Source organism: Spirillospora sp. NPDC048911, from assembly GCF_043198015.1.
In the GTDB taxonomy this organism is placed as follows: domain Bacteria; phylum Actinomycetota; class Actinomycetes; order Streptosporangiales; family Streptosporangiaceae; genus Spirillospora.
This window is the reverse complement of the sequence record NZ_JBICUD010000003.1, coordinates 832334-846564: the sequence shown is the minus strand read 5'-3', so window position 1 is coordinate 846564 and position 14231 is coordinate 832334. Positions and strand designations below refer to the sequence as shown.

Here is a 14231-nt window from a genome sequence, read left to right as displayed (position 1 = left end):
CTTACTTCTCTACGATCCGAATTGCAGTGTCACGGGGTGTGTCGCTTAACCGGCGTTACAGAAGACATCAGCTGGTTTGCGCAGGGCGCGTCGTGATCAATTCCGAACCCCCAGGCGCAAGGAGCAAGCAGATGACACAGCAGTCAGCGCACAGCCGGGAAGGCATGCGGCGCGGCGCCGACGCAATCGAAGATGCCGAGGGCAAGCTGCGCAAGACCCGGGCCCGCCTGGACGCCGAGCAGAAGGCCCTCGCCGCCACCTGGAAGGGCGAAGGTGCGACCGCGTTCGTGAACGTCTTCCAGCGCTTCGACCAGCAGTTCGTCAAGGTGCTGACCGACCTCAACACGATCCAGCAGAAGCTGGGCGACGCCAGGGTCACCTACGCGGCCAACGAGTCCGAGACCGTCGCCCGCGTGAACGCCCTCAAGGGCCTCATCAACGACTGAGCTCCCCACCAGACGACATCGGAGAACCGAGACCATGAGTGATCTGACCCGAGTGCACTTCGGCTCGATGCAGCAGGCCCAGGCGAGCTTCCAGAAGGCACTGAGCGAATACAAGGCCGCTCTCGACGAGCTGGAGAGCAAGGTCAAGTCGACGCTCGCCGAGTGGGAAGGCGACGCCCAGCAGGCGTACCACCGCATGCAGTCGCAGTGGAACGCGGCTGGCGTCGAGCTCGGCAACGTCGTCAACCGCATGGGTGCCGCCATCGGCGAATCCCACGACGGCTACCGCACCACCGAAAACCGCAACGCCGCCAGCTTCGGCGGTTGACGGGAGCGAACAAGACCATGCCGCTGGGAGCGGGGACTACCGGGACGCCACGTCCGGACAGCGAGCACAGCCAAGAGAAGATGCGCCAAGTAGCCCGAGCGATGCGCGCAGAGCTCGACAAGCTGAGGTCAGGTTCAGCCGGACACGCCGGCAACGTGGGCACCGTCGGCGCGTGGGATGTCCCAGAGCAGTTGAGTGAACGAGTGGGCACTGCTCATCAGTCGATGCTTCGCTACGTGACCCTGTTCGCGAAGGCGTATGAGGACGTGATCGCGAGTATCGAATCCTCGGCGAAAAACTTCGATCTGTCCGATCTGGCGGCCAGGGACGCGGCGAGCAGAGCGGGCCGAGGCATAGAGCCGCGAGCCACGCACGAGAGCCAGAACTAGACTTCGACGGTTCCTTAGGGGGGACATGGGTATGGGTGGTCAGTCCTACCCGCTCAGGCGTGGCTCGATCGGCGCTGGTAACCCAGAGCAGTTCGACTATCACCAGATCATCCAGAAGATCAAGGCTTCTGAGTCCGGTGGTCTCCACAGTCTCAGCGATACCTACGACTCGCTGAGCAAGCTGCTCGACCAGGCCATGTCGGATCTGGCCTTCCACCGTGGCCGCTTGAAAACAGCTTGGCCGGAGGGTCCCTCCTCAGAGGCGGCGCAGGGACAACTCAACAAACTGGAGAACGTCGCGAACGAACTGGCGTCGGCCAGCCTGGCCTTCGGCTTCGCCTTGAAAGAGGCAGGTACCCAGGTTGACATGTTCAAGAGCAACGTTCCTTCGGAGCCCACTGACCTCCTGGGACGGCCCAAGGATCCCAAGACCGAGTTGTTGATGGAGAAGTACGCCAAAGACCGCGAGGCCCAGCAGTACATGGCCAAGATGAACCAAACCCTCGCGGACGTCTACTCCGTCATTCCTGCTTCAATCTCGCTCGATTTCCCACGGCGACAAAGAGAAGGCGAAGGTTTCGGGGTCCCGGGAAGTGGAGGGGCCGCTCCCGAGGGCGGGGGACGCGGTGGAAATGACGGTGTTGGTGGACGCCGCCTGCCAGGTCCGGGCCCGTTTCCAGAAGATCCTCCGTTTCCAACGCCCCCTGCACCAATCGAGCCGTCTCCGCCGCTGCCTGGCGGAGGAGACGGTGGTGGTCCTGGTGCCGGTGGTGGTCCGGGAGGTGGCGGTGGTACAAATCTTGAAGGGGTGAAGCCCGAGGTTCCCAACCTGCCTCCCAGTGGACTTGGTCCCGGTCACGGAGGCAGTCCAAGCCCTGGAGGGGCGGGTCAAGGTGGTCCGGGATCCGGCGGCTTGGGCCCGACCCCGGGCGGCTTGGGACCTGGTCCTTTGACACCCAACCCAGGTACGCCACGTCCGGCCCCGCTGACATCCCGCCCCGGTGGCGCGAACCTGAGGCCGTTCAATCCGGGTTCGGGGGGCATCAAACCAGGCCCTATCGGTTCTGGGTCCATGATTCCCGCCCCAGGTGGCGGTGGCCGGCCCGCGCCGAACAACCTGGCATTCGGGAGCAGAGGACGGGGCGCGATCGGCTCTACACCCATTGGCGGAGCCCGGAGTTCTGGATCGCGCGGAAACAGCGTGAGCGGCTCTCCGACCAAGTCTTCTGCGGTTCCACGCTCGGGGAGCGGCGGCGTGATCGGTCGGCAACCTGGGGCCGGTGTTCGGCAGCCAAATGCTGGGTCGGGACCCGCGCATCGCAGAGCGGGTGGCACGCCAGGCTCTCGTATGCGTGATGAGGCGGGCGAACAATCGACGTGGCTCTCTGAAGACGAGGACGTCTGGACTGACGACGAAGGTACGGCACCACCTGTGATCCGCTGAACCGAGCGGGACCGGCGGAATGATCGGAAGGAGCCCTGTGCAGGCGACTGGAAGATGGAGTGCGGGACTGGTCGCCGTGATGGCGCTCGTCCTGCTTACTCCGATGCCCGCCACAGGCGCGCCTAAGCCTCGCAAGGAGCTCTACTGGTTCGACTGGTGGGAGCTCGAAAAGAAGGTTTGGCCGATCACCATGGGCGAAGGCGTCACGGTCGCCGTAATAGACGACGAGGTGAATCGCGGCCTTCCTGACCTCCAGGGTGCCGTGCTCCCGAACATCGGCATGGACGCCGTTCGCGTCAAGCCGGATCGCGAAAACGGCGGACATGGCACGGCGATGACGGCGCTCATCGTCGGACAGGGGCGTGGCACCGGCATGGTAGGCGTGGCCCCGAGAGCCAAGGTGCTACCGCTCGTGGCCTATTTCGATGACGGCTGGGCCAAGGCCATCCGTTACGCGGCCGATCACGGTGTCAAGGTCGTCAACATGTCCCGCGGGTCTGCGGCTTTTCAGCCGTGCGAAGGTGAGGTACAGGACTCGATCTCATATGCCGTGAAGCGCGATGTCGTGGTCGTCGTCTCGGCTGGCAACGAGGGACGGCGCGGCGGCTGGAGAAGCTTCCCGGCTAACTGCGCCGGTGTCTTGGCCGTCGGTGGTCTTGACGGTCACGTCCGACCGTGGTCGGAGTCGACTCCCGGCGAGTACGTCATGGTCGCGGCGCCTTCGGTCGAGGCTGGCAGCATTGACGGCGGCGGGCAGTTCGAATGGCGAGGTCATGCAGGAACAAGCCAGGCCGCAGCGCTGACCTCGGGCGTCGTCGCCCTCGTGCGCTCCAAGTACCCGAAGATGCCAGCCCGCGAGGTCGTGCAGCGCCTGCTCGCCACATCCAGGGACGTGGGCAAACCAGGCTGGGACGACGTCACCGGCTACGGTCTGGTCCGCCCCTACCGAGCCCTCGTCGACAAGGTCCCCACCAACGCCCCCAACCCCATCTACGACAACGGGGCCCACCAAAAGGCCTCTGTGAAGCCGCCCGGGGTTCGTCCGTCAGCGGAAAAGCGCACCTCAGTGCCGACGTCGACAGAGGAACAGGTGTCAAGAGACAAGTGGGTCCTTCCCGCCATGGGAGTCGTTGGAATAGCGGTAATTTTGGTACTTGCAGGTTATGGCCTGTTTCGGAAAAGTAAAAAGGCGTGATATGACCGATCAAGATAATCAGCTAAAGGCCCAACTCAACACGAGCGCCCCCAGTGCTCCGGAGACCACGCAGGAGATCGAAGACCGTATCCGCGCGGCTGGTCGACGACTGAGGAAGCGAGAAGTGACGGCCGCCGATGTGGAAATTGGAAAAAGTGCAAGTCCAAGTACTCGAGAAAGTGGAGACGGAATTCTGGCCGAAGCCACCCCATCATTCGGCGATAGGGTAGCGACCAGCAGTTCTGAAAGACCCTTCGCTGCCACACCGATACAAAGAAGTGGCGGGTATCCGGTTGAGCATGAAGGATCTTTCCAAGCGGACGAAATCCGTGCGGCTATCAAATCGAAACTAGAGTATATGCGAGCCGGTGTGCGCCAACGGATTGCATACCTCACTGCGGAACGTTTCGTTGAGACCGATAGTGACGGCGATGTCGAGGCAACCGTGGATGGCCTTGGTGAACTCGTTGATCTCCAAATCAACGAATCTGTTAGAGCCCGCCCTCATCTTCTCGGCTCCAAAATAGCTGAAGCCGTCGCAGAAGCTCGTCGCACGGCAAATACTGAAGGGCGTTCCTCCAGAGAGAGTTACCTCCCCACGGACGACAGTTACGCCAGTCTATTTGAATCAATTACTGCTCTGCCGGAGCGCGTAGATTTCATTACGCTAGATCGAGCCGAGTCGCCGAAAGCGCGTAACGCTATTGCATCGAATATGGAGACCTGTCATGCCATAGCCAGAGTTGCGCTCGAGATCACATCGTTGCGCTCGACAAAGACGGCCGGCCGAGGCGCCGTACAGGTCGAGAGATCCGAGGCGACGGGTGCGCTCGACCTGAAGATACCTCGCCATGCGGTCAAGGACCTTGGCTGCGAACGACTTGCCGAGTATGCACTGAGGGCTATCAAAGACGTCGAGGACGATGCTGAGTCACGGAGATACGAAGCACTTAACTCGGTCTATGTAGAGGGTGTCCGCTTGGGAAGCCACGTAGGGAAGCTCGCCCGAGATATCTTGGCGCCGGACAGAACGATGAGGGCGGGACATAATGACGGGATATAATGTTGAGCGGAACATCCTGAGGAAGCACGTTGCCAAGCTCGACGAATACCATGACGCCTGGAAGAGCACCGTCCAGGACAAGATTCTGTCAGGCGGATCCGAAGTGAAGGAGGAGGCATTCACCGCCTTTGGCGGTGACTTCGTTTCGGCCTATAACGCTCTAGTAACCGACTATCTGACATACATCGCTGGCGTCAAACAAGCTCTGGTCCAGGGGTCCGCCGCCCTGGAGTTCGTAGCCCGAACCTATGGCCTGGCCGAAGCCGAAGTCGCTCGCCGCATGAAAGAAGTTCAGACGCCGCGATCCCCGGGATCCGGCGGGATAGAAAAGCTACTTCCCTAAGAAATTGCGAGGTCGCACATGGCCGAAGACTACAGCCCTGAGATTCACCAAGCCCTTGATATAATCAGGAAAGTCCCTGGCGGCGCCGCGTGGACTGCTGAATACCTCATCTCCCAGCTATGGGGAGATGTCGGCCATATCGAGAATCGCGCCAAGTTCTGGAAAGAGTTGTCCGTGGCCGCCTCTATCCAAGTGGTGAGCAAACTCGGTGACGAAAGTAAAGCCATTGATGGCGATCACTGGAGTGGTAAGGCCAAGACTGCCTATACCGACTGGATCTCCGAACTCAGTGAACAGTCGAAACGCATTCAGGACAGTTTTTGGCAAATCGGCACCCAACTTGAGCAGGCAAAACAAGTTGTGGAGTCGATGCGGTCGGACCTGCGTGCAATGGCTTTGTGGCTGATCGGGGCCGTCGGGGGAACTTTTGTTGCCGTCAAAGGAAGCACTGAAGGCGGTCTTGCCATCGTCGCACTGGCAGTGTGGGAATTTGTGCAGGAACTCAATGATTACTACTCGTCGGGAGACGAGAAATTTTCGGAGCTGACGACCAGCCTCCGAGATCTGCGACTGTTGAGCAAGGATCTCGTGTCGTATGAGAGAGGCGTGGCGCCTGGCCTTCCAATTCCAGTGCAGATTCCGCAATACGCCCCAGAATTGCCTTTCGAGGCGACAGGAGACTGGCGTAATTGGGGTAAGGTGGATCCGAAGTCGCGCAAGTGAGCAGGGCCATGGACAATCCTGGCGGTGAAGCGGTGGGCAAGCGTCAGTCTCCTGGACGACAGCGTTACCGAGCATTTTTGCTCGTTGTCGTGTTGCTCGTCATTGGTGCGGTCGCCAGCGATGTTGTTTCGTGGGGAGAACGTGAGTATCGAGCCCTGGCGACGAACCCGCCTAGAGAACTAGAACAGTCAACGGACACTGCGGCGCCGACGCGGCTAGGGAGTGTGGATGCCGTCCTTCCGCCATCGGTCAGAACCAATCGCTCCCGTTCTCTGCAGGATCTGACCTCTCGTGACGTATTCTCGGAGTCCGTCAGGACGGTCACCTATTCTGGGCTTTCCTTGTTTTTGATCGGGGCCCGCGAAGACAAGCCATGTGTTGGCGCAGTGTGGGGCGAGGCACTCGTCGGTGCACTCTCTACAGCTGGCTGCACACAGTTGGTTCGTGGGTTGTACCATGGAAGCAACGGACAGCTTGGGCAGATTGCGATTTTGCGTATGCGTGATGAGCACGCTGCAAAGTCTGTCGTCTCGGGATTGTCGGTCGGGGGGGCGGCAGGCTTCATCAAGCCTCTTAAGAACGCGCAGGGTGAAGCTCAGCTGGGCAACGCCTCTAGTTTCGGATTTTCCTACCAAGCGGGCCGAGACGTAGTCTTTTCTTGGGCACAGAGCTCTGCGGAAGGTGATTGGAGCAAAATCGTCTTGGCGCTTGACGAGGTACTAGCAGAACATATTGACTGACTCGCAGTTCACCATTATCTCGAGACGGTCCACGGGAATAGTTTTCTGAGACGTTAGTTCGTTGTTAGTCGGTAGGCTGTGGGGATGCCGAGCCCGAAGCTGGATCCGGTGGTGTTGTCCGACGAGGAGCGTCGGTGCTGACCGGAAGGGTGCGCCGCCGCAGGACCTCGCAGGCGTTGGGTTGCGGGCGAGGATTGTGCTGCTGTGTGCCGAGGCTGGAACGATCGCCCAGGTTGCCGAGAGGGCCGGGAGGTCGTGGAACACGGTGTCGAAGTGGCGGTCGCGGTTTTGTGTCGGGCCGGCTGGAGGCTTCTCGGACGAGCCGCTGCGGCGCGCCGGGCTCTATGGCTCGGCGTGCATCGGATAGCAGACCTGCTCATCGGCCCCCTGGTGACTGTCACGATCCTGCGGGAACCGGGTCGCTGGGCGGCGGCGACGGTGCTCAGGTCGACCTCTGGGCGGGACGGACAGTCTGCCGCGCAAGCAGGTGACGCGTTCGACCATGAAGTCGCTTAGCGGCAGGTTCATCTCGACCTCTTACTTCAGCGAGTACGGCAAGCCGCTCAACGTCGGTGCTCCGCCCGCGGACCAGGTTGGAAGCCTTGAGTTCCCCCGAAGACTCCGGGCTGAGCGGTGTATGTCTCACGCCGGCCACCCGATCGGGCGGCGCCGGCTATCGGCGACCAAATGAATCTTGGTCGTCCCATCGCTACGGGATTTGTCCCGCGTCTTTCACCCGGACCTGTTGTCGTCCGTTGACCCGGTTAGGGCCAATGCCGGTTAGTTAGGGCGGTGGTGGTTGCGTCAAGCGGATCGGTCTGGTCCCCGGACGTGAGAACGGAGATCCGGTAGAACGGGTGATCTCTCACAACCAGTCCGTTCACCAACCAGATCTCCGCTGTGTCTCAGTCTGCCAGGTCGGCCGCGGCTGCGGCCATGATGACGGTCCAACGCTCGGTGTCTGTGGCGGCGGGCGTGTTCGCCCCTGGTCACTTGGGCGAGCTCACCCAGATTGTGCCGTTTGAGATGGTCGACGCGGTCCTGTCCCGGACGCGGCGGGCCCCGTCCCGGGTCCGGGCGTTGCCGCCCAGGGTGGTGGTGTATCTGCTGCTGGCGGCGGGGTTGTTCGAAGGGCTGGGCTATCGGCAGGTGTGGGCTCGGCTGGTGGCGGGCCTGGATCATCGCGGGCCGCCGCCGTCCTCCTCGGCACTGGCGCAGGCTCGTGCACGGGTCGGCGTGGCGCCGTTGAAGGCGTTGTTCGAGCTGCTGGCCGGGCCACCGGCCGGGGCGGTGCGGTGGCGGGGTCTGCTGCTATGCGCGATCGACGGCACCAGCATGTTCGTGCCCGACAGCCCGGCCAACCTGGCCCACTACGGGCGGCAGAGCGGCAGCCACGGCGGATCGGGATACCCGATGCTGCGGTTGGTGGCGGTGGTGACGGTGGTGGCGTGCGGCACCCGCACTGTGATCGACGCGGTGTTCGGCCCGTATGCGACCGGTGAGCTGGCCTATGCACCCGCCCTGCTGAGGTGCCTGCGACCGGGCATGCTGCTGCTGGCCGACCGCAACTTCGCGGTCGCCGACCTGATCGGCAAGCTCTCGGTGACCGGCTCGGACCTGCTGATCCGCTGCAAGAACGGCCGCCGGCTGCCCCGGATCGCCGCCCTGCCGGACGGATCGTTCGTGGCGATGCTCGGCAGTACCCGGGTCCGGGTGATCGATGCGCAGATCACCGCCACCCTCAACGGCGGCGGACGCCGCACCGGCCGCTACCGGCTGGTCACCACACTGACCGACCACCACCGCTACCCCGCCGCCGAGCTCGTCAAGCTCTACCACCAGCGGTGGGAGATCGAGACCACCTATCTGGAGATCAAGTCCACCACCCTGAGCGGCCGGGTGCTGCGGGCCCGCACCCCGGCCGGGATCGACCAGGAGGTCTACGCCCTGCTGACCGCCTACCAGACGCTGCGGACCGCCATCGCCGACGCCACCCTGGGCACCGGCCTGCCCGCCGACCGGGCCAGCTTCACCACCGCGCTGCAGACCGCCCGCGATCAGGTCGTCCACGCCGCCGGAATCATCGCCGACACCACCATCGACCTGCCCGGCCGCATCGGCCGGGCGGTGCTGGCCGACCCCATGCCCGCCCGCCGCGCCCGGATCAGTCCCCGCGTGGTGAAACGAGCGATCTCCAAACACCGAGCCAAAGGCACCATCGACCGCACCAACCACCAGGCCACCATCACCATCAACGTCCTGATCGAACCCGAGTTGACAGCAGCCCCCGGCCCTTAACTAATCGGCATTGCGGTTAGGGCGCGCGGCGGGCTCTGGGCTATGCCCCGGTGGTGAGCGGACACTACGGCACATTCGACGAGGTCTCGCTCTGGGTGACGACCGGCCGATCGGTGAGGAGGGCTGAGGGTCGTTCGGCGAACGCGTGTGGACATGGTGTTTATTGGTCGGCGGGGGGCCAGACGGTTCCGCCGTAAAGGTCGGCTGCTGTTCGGGCGCAACGTTCGGCTATCTCGATGGCGAGAGAGTTGGTGGCCGCTGCCTGGATCTCGACCCACCATGCGGGTGTCGCCGTCGCGATGCCGAGCAGGCGTTCTGATTCGCCGGGCACTTGAACTAGGAACGGGTCTCGAATGGCCACCAGCATGTGGCCGTTCTCGTCGAACAGTTCGATGGCGCCGGCCCTCGTTCCCATCTGGAGGCCATGGGGGAGTTCGACGAGTTCGAGTAGATGGGGGATTTCCGGGCGCGTTCTGATCAGGGCGACGAACTCCCGGCTCATGATGTGCTGCTCACGAATGCCTGTGCGGCTACGCGGGTGGCGACGGCGCGGGTGGTGGCGCTGATCCGGTCGGCAGAGATAGTGATGCCCGGGGCGAGATGCCTGTCGTACGGCATGACCTCGACCGAACGGCCGCCGGCGGCGAGCAGGTGTCGGGCGCGCTCGAGATCGGTGTCAGGGTTGGGTGTTTGGGTGGCCAGCACGACGGTGGTACGGGAGAGGAGCGATACGAAGCCGTTCTCGGCAAACCATCGAAGGGCCGCCCGTGTGCTCAGCGCGCCGTCCGCGGTGGCGGGGGCCACGAATATCTGCGCGTGTGCCGAAGACAGGATTCCGCGGTGCAGACCCGTGATCAAACCTGCGCCGCAGTCGATTACCGAGACCGAGAAATAGCGGCTCAGGCCGCCCGTCGCTGATTGGAACGCGGGGTAGTCAAGCTCAGACCCGACCTGGCCGCCCGAATTGCAGGACAGCAGCCAAAGGCCTCGCGGCGTACGAGCCAGGTAGCTGGATGCTTCGTCCCACGAAGACGGGCGAGCGGTCGCGAGCTCTCGGAGCGACCTTGGCGGCGCGGCACCCAGGCGGAGGGGGAGCGAGCCGAGCCCTGGGTCTGCGTCGATCGCGAGTACCCTGTCTTGCCGATGTTGGCGAATGATGTCGGCGACGAGCGTTGCCATGCTCGACTTGCCTGCGCCGCCGCGGATGCTCGTCACGACGATCCTGCGGCATGACGGTACCGGCCGGCCCAGAAGCGCCGTCAGCTGGGCGGCGGCACGTACGTCGGAGGCAGCTGATGCTCCGGCAACTTTGCGAACGCTGCTACGAATGCGTCGCCCCATCGGATCGCCGTGCGGATTGCGCCGTACCAGCTCGTCGGCCGAGGTGTGGTCAGCGGAAGGGTATGCATCCGAACTGGTCGGAGGGTCGAGGTCGACGGGCACTGTTCGCGGGACTTCGTGTTCGAGCCGAGGAACTGGGAGGGGCGGCTGATCTTGGGGCTGCTGAGAACGCATGGCCAGCTCGCTTGCGATCCACGGCGCTTGCGGAGTCGATGCCTGCCGACTCTCATTGCTCGGAACCTTGAACGTGGCCGACCCGCCGTTCTCTGATGGAAGGCCGAAGGTCGCAGTAGCGGAGCCGCCCCCGATGGACATTCCCATGGAGGCGGTGTCCGTTGTCCCGCGCGCATGGTCTGAGGGGATGCCGAACGGAGCAATTTTTCGGGATGCGGGCGCGGGGTGGAGCAAGGGACGCGGAGACGGCGACATGAGACCCGCTTCGAAAACACCGAGTTCCTGCAGCACCTCGTGCTGCCAGTCTCGATAAGCCACTGATTCCTCGCCCCGTCACGTTTGCAAAGACGAACAGTTGAGATTCTGACAAATGTAGTCATGCCTCGTCTAAGAAATCCCGACCCAGGCCTTATCTGGTTTAGCACGACGCACGGTTCTGTGCGGTTCCGCGACTGCCTGACCTCGACCGACGATCGACGACCATGGATGATCGATGGGCGCTGATGGAGGAGGTCGGACCGGCTCGCCTCGATGAGGCGGGGTTGGGGACGCGGGTCAGGATGCCGGTTGTCTGTGGGGTACTTGCCCCGTTGTGGTGGTACGCGACGTGGAGTCTGCCCTTCTTGAGCGTGACGCCGATGTCGGCGTCGTCGCAGCCCTGGTCTTTGTCCGCGTGCTCCCGCAGCCACAGGACCTCGCCGGTGTACGAGGTCGGCGTCACCGAGCCCCCGCAACTTCTGCCCGGGTAGAGAACCTCACCGCGGACGCGTCCGGCGCGCAGGACGAGCGTGACCTTGATCTCGACGTCCCCGGGCTTCCCGTAGGTGCCCTTCCATGTCCCGGCGAACGTCTCGGGTATCGCGGCGCCGATCCCGGGTTCGTCCCCGGAAAGGGCGCTGACGGCGAAGGAGAGCACCATGAAGGCAACCACCAGGACCCACGCGGCGGCGCAGCCGATTCCGATCTTGTTCGCCACACGGTATCCGCGGCGTGGCCGGATCGGGTGGTGGACGAAAGGAGGAGGATACGGCGGTAGTCGGGGAGACGGTGGTGTCGGCCAGGGCATGGGGGAGGCGGCGCGGCTCCGGCTTGGGCGGTGTCCCAGGGATCGAAGATCACCTCCGGCTCGTCCGGCGGTTCTTCGTCGGTCTGCTCCGGCTCGGAGAGGCGAGTGCGGTGGGCGTCGTATTCGGCGCGGCTCTTGTCGAGAATCTCGTAGGCGGTGGCGCAGAGCTGGAAGATCTCGGTCGTCTCCGAGCCGTTGGCCGTTCGTGCATCCGGATGGTGCGTACGGGTCAGCCGACGGTAGGCGCGCTTGATCTCCGCGGTCGAGGTGTCGGGGGCGATGCCGAACACGTCGTAGGCGTCGCGGCCGTCCAACCCCCAGTCTCGGCCGGTCGCGTTCGGGCGGCTCATTTCCCGGAGCGGCGCGTCACGGTGGCGCGCCGGCATTCCAGGTTCCAATGCGCCGTGGCGGTGGAGTGCCCTGCAGGAATGATTCTGGCGCCATTGGCGGCGGTGACGCTCTTGGGGCCAGCGAGGTAGATCATGAACATCTTCAGGTGGTGTTCATGGCCTTCGTAGTACCAGTCGCAGCGCAGTACGCGCTCTCCGGAGAGAAAGGGTGCTTGCAGGAGCTCCTGGGCTTTCGGCGGAAGGTTGCCCAGCACTCCACGGGCGGTCGCCGACAGCCCGAGGTCGGTGCTCGCCGGAGCCGCGTCATTGGACGCGGTGGCCCTTGCGGCGTGCGGAGGCGGGCGATGGTCCACCGTCATGTGCCGGAACGACGCGGGGTCGAGTTCGTACGACGACAGCGCATAGACGGGGCGATGCTCGGTGTTGAGCCGTGGCTCGGCGATGAAGAGGCCGCGGTCCCCGAACACGACCGCGTAGGGCCGGCGGTCAGGGACGGACTCGTCCTCGTTGGCCCACCACTCGATGACGGTCCCGGCTCGCCAGAGCAGGCGTTCGCGGACCGCGGGCCCCATCGCGTCCCAGTGACCCTGGCGCAGCGGACCGCCGGAGGACAGCCCCATCTCGCCGCGTTGATGAACCGGAGCGGTGCCTGCGGCGTTCCGGGTGAGACCCCGGCCACGGCGGCGGTCCGGAGGACCTGGCTGGGAAGGAACAAGCCAGGACGAGGGGGCATCCGTACCGCCTTATGCACCGAGTTCGACGATCTCTGTAAAAGCATAGGCTGATCGCCTCACGGAGTCCTAGGGTCGTCGCCATTCTGGCTGGCCGACTCTGGCAGAGTGAACGGATCTGCTGCATGTCACTTTCGCGGCGCGACCGGCTCGCGCGAGCGGCTTGGCGCGAGCCGGTTCGTGGCGGCTGAGCCCCACTGCTTATGGCCGCGGGGATTCCGTTGTGGGGACGAGGCGGTCGCGGGCCAGGCGGGCCGCCTCGACTACCGGTGATTGGGGGTGGTGCGCGGCCATCACCTCGAGGACGCGTGCGCTCCATGGATGGTCGACGTCGCCGAAGAGCGAGATCAGCTTGGCCATCTTGCCGGGCTCCTGGTCGACGTACCCGAGCCGTTCGATCATCTCGGGTGCGGGCGTCCCCGCCTGAAGGCTCATCGCCGCCAGGTCGACGAGCGCCCAGGTGCTCGCGGCTCTACCTGGGACGGATACCTGCTCCTTCTCTTCCGCGGTAAGGAAGTTGTGCGCCAGCGCGCCGAGCTCGGGGTCGGCCACCAGAGTGACGAGCACGCTGCGGCCGGTCTCCCCGAACACGTCGTCCATCGTCCCGGCCAGCAGGTCGAAGCCGGCGCGGCGCGCGATCGGGCCCACTCGGCGCAGCGCACCCCGGATCTCCTCGGCGCCCCCCTCGACCGAACGCCCGCACAGCCACGCACGCACCTCTTCAGAGATGTGATCGACGCGGTAGACCGAGAGCGCCTCCAGCAGCGTGGTCGCGTCAGCGTCGGCGTACGACCCGACCGTGGGGATCGTGATCCCGCTCGCCTCTTCGAGCATGGCGTGGCACACGAACCTCCCCAGCGGCGTGATCCAGACTCCTACGCCGTCCTGTTCGACGAGGCCCGCCTGCAGGAGCAGGCTGACATGGACGCGAACGCACTCTCGGGCTCTGGCCTCTGGGGACGCCGTCAGGTGCTCATACGTGATCCGCCCGTCCCGCGTGTACAAGAAGACGAGCATGTTGGTGCAGAGCCCGATCTCCTCGTACTCCTCGTGGTCGGAGAGGCTCCAGTGATCCATCATGGCGATGAGGAACGTCCGCCACGCCGCCAGCGCCGCCTCGTCGTCACCGCTGGTGAGGGCTACCGCGCCAGGCCCTGGCCAGGCCAGCGATCGTGCTTGGTCGACGTGCAGGATGCCGGTCCGGGTCAGCAGCCCCCAGAACCGCATCGCCGCCTTCGTCTTCTCCTCCGACTCGTGGACGGCGCGCTGGTCGCTTTCGTCCAGGACGCCGAGGAGCTCGGTGAAGCTCGCGACCGTGGGCTCCCCGTCGGTGTCCACCTCGAAGCCAGACCGAGCCCGCTCGATCTGTGACGTCACGACCCCGAAGAGGGCCGATCCCCTGACCGCGGCGATCAGTTCGTCCGCTCCCGCGATCCGAACCGCGGGGATGAGGACTCGACCGTGGTCCTGGCTGTCATTCAGATAGGTCCGCCGAGGTGAACGCTGCTCGATGGCGCGCCCTGCCAGTTCCTCGCGAATCCCGTGCGTAGACCTCACAAGTCACGAAGCGTAGGGCTACGAACACCCAGAGATGATGGTT

At 64.2% G+C, this 14231-nt stretch carries 16 protein-coding genes and 1 pseudogene; 11 read left to right on the top strand and 6 right to left on the bottom strand.

Annotation, left to right across the window (positions count from 1 at the left end):
* Positions 1–131 precede the first annotated feature (131 nt).
* From ACGFNU_RS17850 to ACGFNU_RS17800, 11 genes are all read left to right on the top strand, one after another.
* Positions 132–446: a WXG100 family type VII secretion target gene (locus ACGFNU_RS17850; protein WP_392594786.1), complete on the top strand. Its 315-nt coding sequence runs from the start codon at positions 132–134 to the stop codon at positions 444–446.
* 34 nt (positions 447–480) lie between these two features.
* Complete coding sequence (locus ACGFNU_RS17845; protein ID WP_392594784.1) at positions 481–774, top strand: WXG100 family type VII secretion target; 294 nt, start codon at positions 481–483, stop codon at positions 772–774.
* Positions 775–875: 101 nt separating this feature from the next.
* On the top strand, positions 876–1163 hold the full coding sequence (locus ACGFNU_RS17840) for a hypothetical protein (RefSeq protein WP_392594782.1): 288 nt from the start codon (positions 876–878) through the stop codon (positions 1161–1163).
* Between the two features lie 632 nt (positions 1164–1795).
* Positions 1796–1975 carry a hypothetical protein gene (locus tag ACGFNU_RS17835; RefSeq protein WP_392594780.1) on the top strand — a complete coding sequence of 60 codons (180 nt, stop codon included), beginning with the start codon at positions 1796–1798 and terminating at the stop codon, positions 1973–1975.
* Between the two features lie 711 nt (positions 1976–2686).
* The gene (locus ACGFNU_RS17830; protein ID WP_392594778.1) at positions 2687–3802 is read left to right on the top strand and encodes a S8 family serine peptidase; all 1116 of its coding nucleotides are present in this window, start codon (positions 2687–2689) and stop codon (positions 3800–3802) included.
* Position 3803: 1 nt separating this feature from the next.
* Positions 3804–4865 (top strand): YbaB/EbfC family nucleoid-associated protein, encoded by a 1062-nt coding sequence (locus tag ACGFNU_RS17825; protein WP_392594776.1) that lies wholly within the window; start codon positions 3804–3806, stop codon positions 4863–4865.
* On the top strand, positions 4852–5208 hold the full coding sequence (locus tag ACGFNU_RS17820) for a hypothetical protein (protein WP_392594774.1): 357 nt from the start codon (positions 4852–4854) through the stop codon (positions 5206–5208). Before ACGFNU_RS17825 ends, ACGFNU_RS17820 begins: the two co-directional genes overlap by 14 nt.
* A gap of 18 nt (positions 5209–5226) precedes the next feature.
* The gene (locus ACGFNU_RS17815; protein ID WP_392594772.1) at positions 5227–5931 is read left to right on the top strand and encodes a WXG100 family type VII secretion target; all 705 of its coding nucleotides are present in this window, start codon (positions 5227–5229) and stop codon (positions 5929–5931) included.
* 8 nt (positions 5932–5939) lie between these two features.
* On the top strand, positions 5940–6671 hold the full coding sequence (locus ACGFNU_RS17810; protein WP_392594770.1) for a hypothetical protein: 732 nt from the start codon (positions 5940–5942) through the stop codon (positions 6669–6671).
* Between the two features lie 61 nt (positions 6672–6732).
* Positions 6733–7038: a helix-turn-helix domain-containing protein gene (locus ACGFNU_RS17805; protein WP_392594769.1), complete on the top strand. Its 306-nt coding sequence runs from the start codon at positions 6733–6735 to the stop codon at positions 7036–7038.
* A 569-nt stretch (positions 7039–7607) separates the two neighbouring features.
* Positions 7608–8969 carry an IS4 family transposase gene (locus ACGFNU_RS17800; protein ID WP_392594767.1) on the top strand — a complete coding sequence of 454 codons (1362 nt, stop codon included), beginning with the start codon at positions 7608–7610 and terminating at the stop codon, positions 8967–8969.
* 160 nt (positions 8970–9129) lie between these two features.
* On the opposite strand, the gene ACGFNU_RS17795 is transcribed toward ACGFNU_RS17800, so the two are convergent.
* From ACGFNU_RS17795 to ACGFNU_RS17770, 6 genes and pseudogenes are all read right to left on the bottom strand, one after another.
* Entirely contained in the window at positions 9130–9471 is a 342-nt protein-coding gene (locus ACGFNU_RS17795; RefSeq protein ID WP_392594765.1) for a hypothetical protein, read from the bottom strand.
* Complete coding sequence (locus tag ACGFNU_RS17790; RefSeq protein ID WP_392594764.1) at positions 9468–10184, bottom strand: hypothetical protein; 717 nt, start codon at positions 10182–10184, stop codon at positions 9468–9470. The genes ACGFNU_RS17795 and ACGFNU_RS17790 overlap by 4 nt, the downstream gene beginning before the upstream one ends.
* A gap of 718 nt (positions 10185–10902) precedes the next feature.
* Positions 10903–11460: a hypothetical protein gene (locus ACGFNU_RS17785; protein ID WP_392594936.1), complete on the bottom strand. Its 558-nt coding sequence runs from the start codon at positions 11458–11460 to the stop codon at positions 10903–10905.
* A 218-nt stretch (positions 11461–11678) separates the two neighbouring features.
* Positions 11679–11900 (bottom strand): annotated as a pseudogene (locus ACGFNU_RS17780) (J domain-containing protein); the annotation flags it as partial.
* Complete coding sequence (locus tag ACGFNU_RS17775; protein WP_392594762.1) at positions 11897–12520, bottom strand: hypothetical protein; 624 nt, start codon at positions 12518–12520, stop codon at positions 11897–11899. The pseudogene ACGFNU_RS17780 and the gene ACGFNU_RS17775, both read right to left, overlap by 4 nt.
* 312 nt (positions 12521–12832) lie before the next feature.
* Positions 12833–14008 carry a hypothetical protein gene (locus ACGFNU_RS17770; RefSeq protein WP_392594760.1) on the bottom strand — a complete coding sequence of 392 codons (1176 nt, stop codon included), beginning with the start codon at positions 14006–14008 and terminating at the stop codon, positions 12833–12835.
* Positions 14009–14231 lie beyond the last annotated feature (223 nt).

What these genes read in the sequence shown, in the direction of transcription:
- ACGFNU_RS17810 (WP_392594770.1), top strand. Translation starts at nt 5,940, where the DNA reads ATGGACAATCCTGGCGGTGAAGCGGTGGGCAAGCGTCAGTCTCCTGGA.
- ACGFNU_RS17840 (WP_392594782.1), top strand. Translation starts at nt 876, where the DNA reads ATGCGCGCAGAGCTCGACAAGCTGAGGTCAGGTTCAGCCGGACACGCC.
- ACGFNU_RS17835 (WP_392594780.1), top strand. Translation starts at nt 1,796, where the DNA reads ATGACGGTGTTGGTGGACGCCGCCTGCCAGGTCCGGGCCCGTTTCCAG.
- ACGFNU_RS17820 (WP_392594774.1), top strand. Translation starts at nt 4,852, where the DNA reads ATGACGGGATATAATGTTGAGCGGAACATCCTGAGGAAGCACGTTGCC.
- ACGFNU_RS17795 (WP_392594765.1), bottom strand. Translation starts at nt 9,471, where the DNA reads ATGAGCCGGGAGTTCGTCGCCCTGATCAGAACGCGCCCGGAAATCCCC.
- ACGFNU_RS17775 (WP_392594762.1), bottom strand. Translation starts at nt 12,520, where the DNA reads ATGGGGCTGTCCTCCGGCGGTCCGCTGCGCCAGGGTCACTGGGACGCG.
- ACGFNU_RS17800 (WP_392594767.1), top strand. Translation starts at nt 7,608, where the DNA reads ATGATGACGGTCCAACGCTCGGTGTCTGTGGCGGCGGGCGTGTTCGCC.
- ACGFNU_RS17830 (WP_392594778.1), top strand. Translation starts at nt 2,687, where the DNA reads ATGGCGCTCGTCCTGCTTACTCCGATGCCCGCCACAGGCGCGCCTAAG.
- ACGFNU_RS17850 (WP_392594786.1), top strand. Translation starts at nt 132, where the DNA reads ATGACACAGCAGTCAGCGCACAGCCGGGAAGGCATGCGGCGCGGCGCC.
- ACGFNU_RS17845 (WP_392594784.1), top strand. Translation starts at nt 481, where the DNA reads ATGAGTGATCTGACCCGAGTGCACTTCGGCTCGATGCAGCAGGCCCAG.
- ACGFNU_RS17825 (WP_392594776.1), top strand. Translation starts at nt 3,804, where the DNA reads ATGACCGATCAAGATAATCAGCTAAAGGCCCAACTCAACACGAGCGCC.
- ACGFNU_RS17815 (WP_392594772.1), top strand. Translation starts at nt 5,227, where the DNA reads ATGGCCGAAGACTACAGCCCTGAGATTCACCAAGCCCTTGATATAATC.